The following is a 6193-nucleotide window of genomic DNA, read 5'->3' as shown; positions in this document are numbered from 1 at the left end:
CAGCGTGATGGCAAGTACTGGAGTGGGCGACCCTCTGGGAACGGTATCTCGCCGCCTCCACTCATATTCGTTTATCACGTACCGGAGAGCGCCCGCGGTGGGTGTTCTCCGGTTTTTTTCGTACTGGAGAGCGGACGTGCCGTACAGTTCGTTCGAGTTCGCGGTGAAGTTCGAAGCGCGACGTTTTAGCGGACCGTGATCGCTGCGACGGTCGCGGCGGGGAGATCGATGGTGAGTGTGTCGTCGGCGTCGACGCTGAGGTCGGCGGCGGTGAACTCCGCTGCGGTGTCCGCCGTGACGGTTGCGTCGGGGTCGTGGTCGGCGAACAGGATCTGTGCCTCGATGGTGCTCGAGTCAGTGGCGACGCCTTCGAGTGCGAGTTCGACGGTGTGGGCGGCCGTACAGTCGAGGTTGGTGAGGGTGACGAACGTCTCGTCGTCGCCGACGGAGGCGGAGGCTCCGACGAGCGGGAGGTCGTCGTCATCGTCCTCGAGCGTGCGCGTCGGTGAGTCGACGGCGGTGGTGACGGCGGTCTTGTCCTTGTGAGGCGCGTAGAGGTCGAAGACGTGGTAGGTGGGGCGTGCCCAGGCGGTGTCGGTGTCGGTCTCGACGAGACACTGGAGGACGTTGACGGTCTGGGCGATGTTGGTCATGGTGAGGACGTCGCTGTGGCGGGTGAAGATGTCCAGGACGGCGGCGGCCGAGAGGGCGTCGAGGACGGTGCCGGGTTGTTCGAGACCGTTTTCGGGGACCGCTTCGGTGTGCCAGGCGCCCCACTCGTCGATGATGACGCCGATGTCGCGCGTGGTTGCGACGGCGTCGATGGCGCTGGCGAGGCGGTGGATGTGAGTTTCCATCTCGAGGGCGTCGTGGAGGAAGCGGTCGTAGTCGTCTTCGTCGGCGTCGGCGACGGAGATGGTCTGGCCGTAGTAGTGGTGGAGGGTGAGGTGGTCGAGGGGGAACTCGGGACCGGTGGGTCCGCTCGAGACCTCTTCGAGGAACCGGCGGTTCCACTCGTGGTCGGAGAAGCCACAGGCGATGAGTTCGATGTCCGTTTCGAACATGACGTTGGTCGTGGCTCCGGCGTAGGTCGCGAAGCGGCGGTACTCGCGGGCGTACTGCTCGGGTGACATGCGGCCGCCACAGCCCCAGTTTTCGTTGCCGACGCCCCAGTAGCGGACGCCGTAGGGGTCGTCGTGTCCGTTCTCGCGGCGGCGGTTCGCCAGGTCGGTGTCGCCGTCGTAGTTACAGTACTCCATCCAGTCGGTCGCCTCCTGGGGGGTGCCGGAGCCGACGTTGACGGCGAGGTAGGCTTCGGTGTCGAGGCGCTCACAGAGCTGGAGGAACTCGTCGGTGCCGAAGGCGTTCGACTCCTCGGGGAGTTCGTTGGGTCCTTGTGCCCAGAAGAGGTTGCGTCGTCGTGGGCGGTCGTCTCGTGGGCCGACGCCGTCCTTCCAGTGGTAGTCGTCGGCGAAACAGCCGCCGGGCCAGCGTAGGACGGGCATCTCGAGCGCCTCGAGTAAGCTGACGACGTCGTCGCGGTAGCCCTCCGCTGTGTCCTCGTCGCTGTGCCAGAGACCGTCGTAGACACAGCGGCCGAGATGTTCTGCGAAGTGGCCGTGGAGGGCGGGGTCGACGTGGCCGATGGGTGATTCGGTGCGGACAGTGATCCGTGCGTCTGCCATGGATAGCAGTGGTTCACCCGTCGCCCTAAAGTATCGGGTGGCGGTGATCGGGGGCGGTTTCACGTTCACTTTCACCGCGTATGGATCGCCATTATGTCAGTGTGTCTCGACGATATGGTATGGATGCACACACACCACTCGGATCGCCACACACCCGGCTGCTGGTTTCGGAGTTCGAGCCGTGTGTTCGCTTCTACCGCGACGTGCTCGGCTTCGACGTCACGTGGGGTGACGAAACGACGGGCTATGCCGACTTCGACACCGGTTCGATGACGCTCGCGTTGTTCGAGCGGGAGGCGATGGCCGATGCCATCGATACCGTCTACGAGCCCACCGACGCCGAAAGCGACGACGTCGCCCTCGTGATCGAGGTTTCGGCTGTCGACGAGGTGTTCGGGCGGCTCAGTTCTGACGCGACGGTCGTCACCGAGCCACACGACCGCCCGGAGTGGGGTGTCCGCGTGGCTCACTTTCGAGATCCGGCGGGGACGCTACTCGAGATCAACGAACCGCTCGACGAGTACGAGGAGTGAGAGAGAACGGCGCTCAGGTGTCGCTCGTGACTACTCGAGGTCGAAGCGGTCGAGGTGCATCACCGTAGACCAGGCGTCGACGAAGTCGTGGACGAACTGCTCTTCGGCGTCGTCGGCGCCGTAGACCTCGGCGATGGCTCGGAGTCGGGAGTTCGATCCGAAGACGAGGTCTGCACGCGTCGCCTTCCACTCGAGGTCGCCCGTCTCGCGGTCGCGGACCTCGAAGACCTCTTCGGCGTCGTCGACCGGCTCCCACTCGTGGTCCATGCCGAGCAGGTTCGTGAAGAAGTCGTTGGTCAGCGTCCCCGGGCGGTCGGTGAAGACGCCGCGGTCGCTGTCCCCGTAGGTCGCGCCGAGTGCGCGCATCCCGCCGACGAGCACCGTCATCTCGGGGGCCGACAGCGAGAGGAGGTCGGCTTTGTCGACCAGCAGCTCCTCCGTTGGCCGGTCGGCATCCTCGCTGCGGTAGTTGCGGAAGCCGTCGGCGTCGGGCTCGAGTACGTCGAACGACTCGACGTCGGTCTGTTCCTGGGAGGCGTCGACGCGGCCAGGTTCGAACGGGACTTCGACGTCGTAGCCGGCGTCTCTCGCGGCCGCTTCGACGGCGACGCAGCCACCGAGGACGATCAGATCGGCGAGTGAGACTCGCACGTCGTCGGTTCGTGAGCCGTTGAACTCCTCCTGGATCTCTTCGAGTGTCTCGAGCACCGTCGCGAGCTGGTCGGGTTCGTTGACGTCCCAGCCGTGTTGTGGCTCGAGGCGGATGCGGGCCCCGTTCGCTCCGCCGCGTTTGTCGCTGTCGCGGTAGGTCGAGGCGGAAGCCCAGGCGGTTTTCACGAGCTGTGAGACCGAGAGGTCCGACTCGAGGATTGCGACCTCGAGTTCGTCGATCTCGTCGTCACCGATCAGGTCGTGGTCGACCTCGGGGAGGGGGTCTTGCCACAGCAGTTCTTCGTCGGGGACCTCGGGACCGAGGAAGCGCTCCGGTGGACCCATGTCGCGGTGGGTCAGTTTGTACCAGGCCCTCGCGAACGCCTCCTGGAACTCGTCGGGGTTCTCGTAGAAGCGCTCTGCAATCTCCCGGTAGTCGGGGTCTTCCTTGAGCGCGAGGTCCGTCGTGAGCATCATCGGCGGGTGGCTCTCGTCGGGGTCGTGTGCGTCGGGCACGTCGTCGTCGGCGGACTCGTCGGTCGGCCGCCACTGCCAGGCGCCGGCGGGACTCTGCTCGAGTTCCCACTCGTACTCGAAGAGGTTCTCGAGAAAGCCGCTGTCCCACGCGATGGGTGCGTCGGTCCACGCGCCTTCGAGACCGCTGGTGATCGTGTCCTCGCCCACACCGCTGCCGTGGCTGTTCTCCCAGCCGAGACCCTGCTGTTCGATGGGAGCTCCTTCGGGGTCGGGCCCGAGGGCGTCGTCGGGGGCCGCGCCGTGGGTCTTCCCGAACGTGTGGCCGCCGGCGATGAGTGCGACCGTCTCCTCGTCGTTCATCGCCATGCGGTCGAACGTCTGGCGGATGTACTCAGCGGCCTTCAGCGGGTCTGGCTCGCCGTTTGGCCCTTCGGGGTTGACGTAGATCAGGCCCATGTGGTCTGCGCCGAGTGGCTCCTCGAGCGTGCCATCGTCGTCGTGGCGTTCGGAGCCGAGCCACTCGTCTTCTGGTCCCCAGTAGACGGCGTCGTCGGGTTCGAAGGCGTCCTCACGGCCGCCGGCGAAGCCGTAGGTTTCGAAGCCCATCGACTCGAGGGCGACGTTTCCGGTCAGGACCAGCAGGTCGGCCCAGGAGAGCTTCTGGCCGTACTTCTGTTTGACAGGCCAGAGCAGTCGGCGCGCCTTATCGAGGTTGACGTTGTCGGGCCAGCTGTTGAGGGGGGCAAAGCGCTGGGTTCCGTCTGAGGCACCGCCGCGGCCGTCGCTGGTGCGGTAGGTGCCGGCGCTGTGCCACGCCATCCGAATAAACAGCGGTCCGTAGTGGCCGTAGTCGGCTGGCCACCACTCCTGAGAGTCGGTCATCACCGCTTCGATGTCCGCTTTGACTTCGTCGAGGTCGAGTGACTGGAACTCCTCGGCGTAGTCGAACGCCTCGCCCATCGGGTCGACTGGGCGGGCGTTCTGGTCGAGGATGTCCACGTTCAACTGGTTCGGCCACCAATCGTGGTCTGGCCCGTTCATCACCGAGCAATTGCTGCCTTTGCCTATTAAGATTGTCTACTTCGGGAACGAAGTCTTCGATTCAGGCCAAGAAACCTTTCGAATTTATAAATTTTGGTCGCCCCGGATCAGCCGTGTCGCCGTACGATTGCCGGAACACGGCCACTCGTGGGTTCGTGTGGTCTCTGTAGCGTCTATCCACCTCTCGAGTACCACGTCTTACTATCGACTAATCCTGTGTTAGTAGCACTTATTAAGATCGAATCTATAGTTAGCAACATGCTCGAGAACACACTGTCGGGACGTGATCCGCTCGCGTTCGGCCCGGTTGCGAGGGCCCACGTCGCGAGCAAGACGCTGTTCGTCGGGGGCTGTGTCGGCGTCGCCACCGCGTTCACCGTTGGCGGGCCGACGCACGTCCAGGCGTTCGTCGCCGCGACGCTCACGCTCGCCGTCGGCGCGCTCCTCTACGCGTCGCTGCTCGCGCTCGCCTCGTACGTACGAACTAACCCTGCGAGCGGACGATTGGGTGCGGGTGCGACCGGCACGCGCTCGCCTTCGTCTGCCTCCGCGAGTGAGTCCCGTTCGACGGGTGGGCGATGACGCTCCCCTCCGCCGTCGACGTCGCCGTCGTCGGTGCCGGTGCTGCGGGCGTCGGTACCGCCGCCGCGCTCTCGAGGCTCGACCTCGAGTGTGTCGTCCTCGACCGCGAGGAGGTCGGCGCGACGTTCCGCAAGTGGCCCGCGGAGATGCGCTTTATCACGCCGTCGTTTCCGAGCAACAGCTTCGGACTGACCGACCTGAACGCGGTGACGCCGCGGACCTCTCCTGCGTACACGCTCGAGCGTCAGCAGCCGAGCGGCGAGGAGTACGCCGACTACCTCGAGGCCGTCGTCGACTTCCACGACCTCTCGGTCGTCACCGGCGTCGACGTGACGGGAGTGACCCCGCTCGAGGAGACCCCCGACGAGGACATCGAGGAGGTCGGTGCGGGTCACGCCGTCGACGGTGGAACGGCACTCGACGCGTCGGTGCGAGACGGCTTCGTCCTCGAGACCTCGGCGGGGTCGGTCTACGCGCGCTTCGTCGTCTGGGCGGGCGGCCAGTTCTCGACGCCCCGGGGGGACCTCTTCGATGGCACGGACCTGTGCGTGCACTCGAGCTCGGTTCGCTCGTGGGCCGATCACGCCGCTGCGAGCAGCACCCGCGAGTTCCTCATCGTCGGCGGATACGAGAGCGGTATCGACGCGGCCGTCGCGCTGGTCGATGCTGGCTGTTCGGTGACGGTCCTCGACCGGGGACTGCCCTGGGCGCGTCGCGACCCCGACCCGAGCGAGACGCTCGCCCCGTACACGCTCGAGCGACTGGCGCGCGTCGAGGGAAGTGATCGGCTGGACCTCGTCGGTGGCGTCGACGTCGAGCGGGTTCGCCGGACCGACGACGGCTGTTTCGAGGTGCGCACCCGTGCGGTGAGCGACGGTGAGACTCGGACGTTCACCGTCCCCACGCAGCCCGTTCTCGCGACGGGGTTCGAGCCGACGCTCGGCCCGGTCGCCGAGTACTTCCCGTTCGAGGACGGCCACGTCTCACTGACCGACGTCGACGAGTCGCCGACGACGCCGGGGCTGTTCCTCTCGGGACCGGCGGTGACGCACAACGGCGTCCAGTTCTGCTTCATCTACAAGTTCCGGACCCGCTTCGCCGTCGTCGCGAAGGCGGTCGGCGAGCGCCTCGGCGTCGATCTCGGCCCACTCGAGGAGTATCGCGAACAGGGGATGTTCCTCGAAGACCTCAGCTGTTGTGAGCCGGATATGTGTGGCTGTTGAG

Annotated in this window: 5 protein-coding genes; 3 read left to right on the top strand and 2 right to left on the bottom strand. The window is 65.8% G+C overall.

The features are described 5' to 3' along the window. Nucleotides 1-185: 185 nt before the first annotated feature. Nucleotides 186-1685, bottom strand: a complete 1500-nt coding sequence (locus N0B15_RS10860; protein WP_263019727.1) for an alpha-N-arabinofuranosidase — start codon at nucleotides 1683-1685, stop codon at nucleotides 186-188. Nucleotides 1686-1804: 119 nt separating this feature from the next. Between N0B15_RS10860 and N0B15_RS10855 the strand changes: the two genes are divergently transcribed. After that, a complete protein-coding gene (locus N0B15_RS10855; RefSeq protein ID WP_263019726.1) occupies nucleotides 1805-2218 on the top strand; it encodes a VOC family protein in 414 nt (137 codons plus the stop codon). Between the two features lie 30 nt (nucleotides 2219-2248). Here the strand turns inward: N0B15_RS10855 and katG are convergent, their stop codons facing one another. Next, nucleotides 2249-4387 (bottom strand): catalase/peroxidase HPI, encoded by a 2139-nt coding sequence (katG, locus tag N0B15_RS10850; RefSeq protein ID WP_263019725.1) that lies wholly within the window; start codon nucleotides 4385-4387, stop codon nucleotides 2249-2251. A gap of 258 nt (nucleotides 4388-4645) precedes the next feature. Here katG and N0B15_RS10845 point away from each other — a divergent pair, with 258 nt between their 5' ends. Both N0B15_RS10845 and N0B15_RS10840 read left to right on the top strand, forming a co-directional pair. Further along, nucleotides 4646-4969: a hypothetical protein gene (locus N0B15_RS10845; RefSeq protein ID WP_263019724.1), complete on the top strand. Its 324-nt coding sequence runs from the start codon at nucleotides 4646-4648 to the stop codon at nucleotides 4967-4969. After that, on the top strand, nucleotides 4966-6192 hold the full coding sequence (locus tag N0B15_RS10840) for an NAD(P)/FAD-dependent oxidoreductase (RefSeq protein WP_263019723.1): 1227 nt from the start codon (nucleotides 4966-4968) through the stop codon (nucleotides 6190-6192). The genes N0B15_RS10845 and N0B15_RS10840 overlap by 4 nt, the downstream gene beginning before the upstream one ends. Nucleotide 6193: the final 1 nt, after the last annotated feature.

Source organism: Natronobiforma cellulositropha, from assembly GCF_025629245.1.
In the GTDB taxonomy this organism is placed as follows: domain Archaea; phylum Halobacteriota; class Halobacteria; order Halobacteriales; family Natrialbaceae; genus Natronobiforma; species Natronobiforma cellulositropha.
The sequence above is the reverse complement of the archived record's forward strand: the minus strand, read 5'-3'. Positions and strand labels throughout refer to the sequence as shown.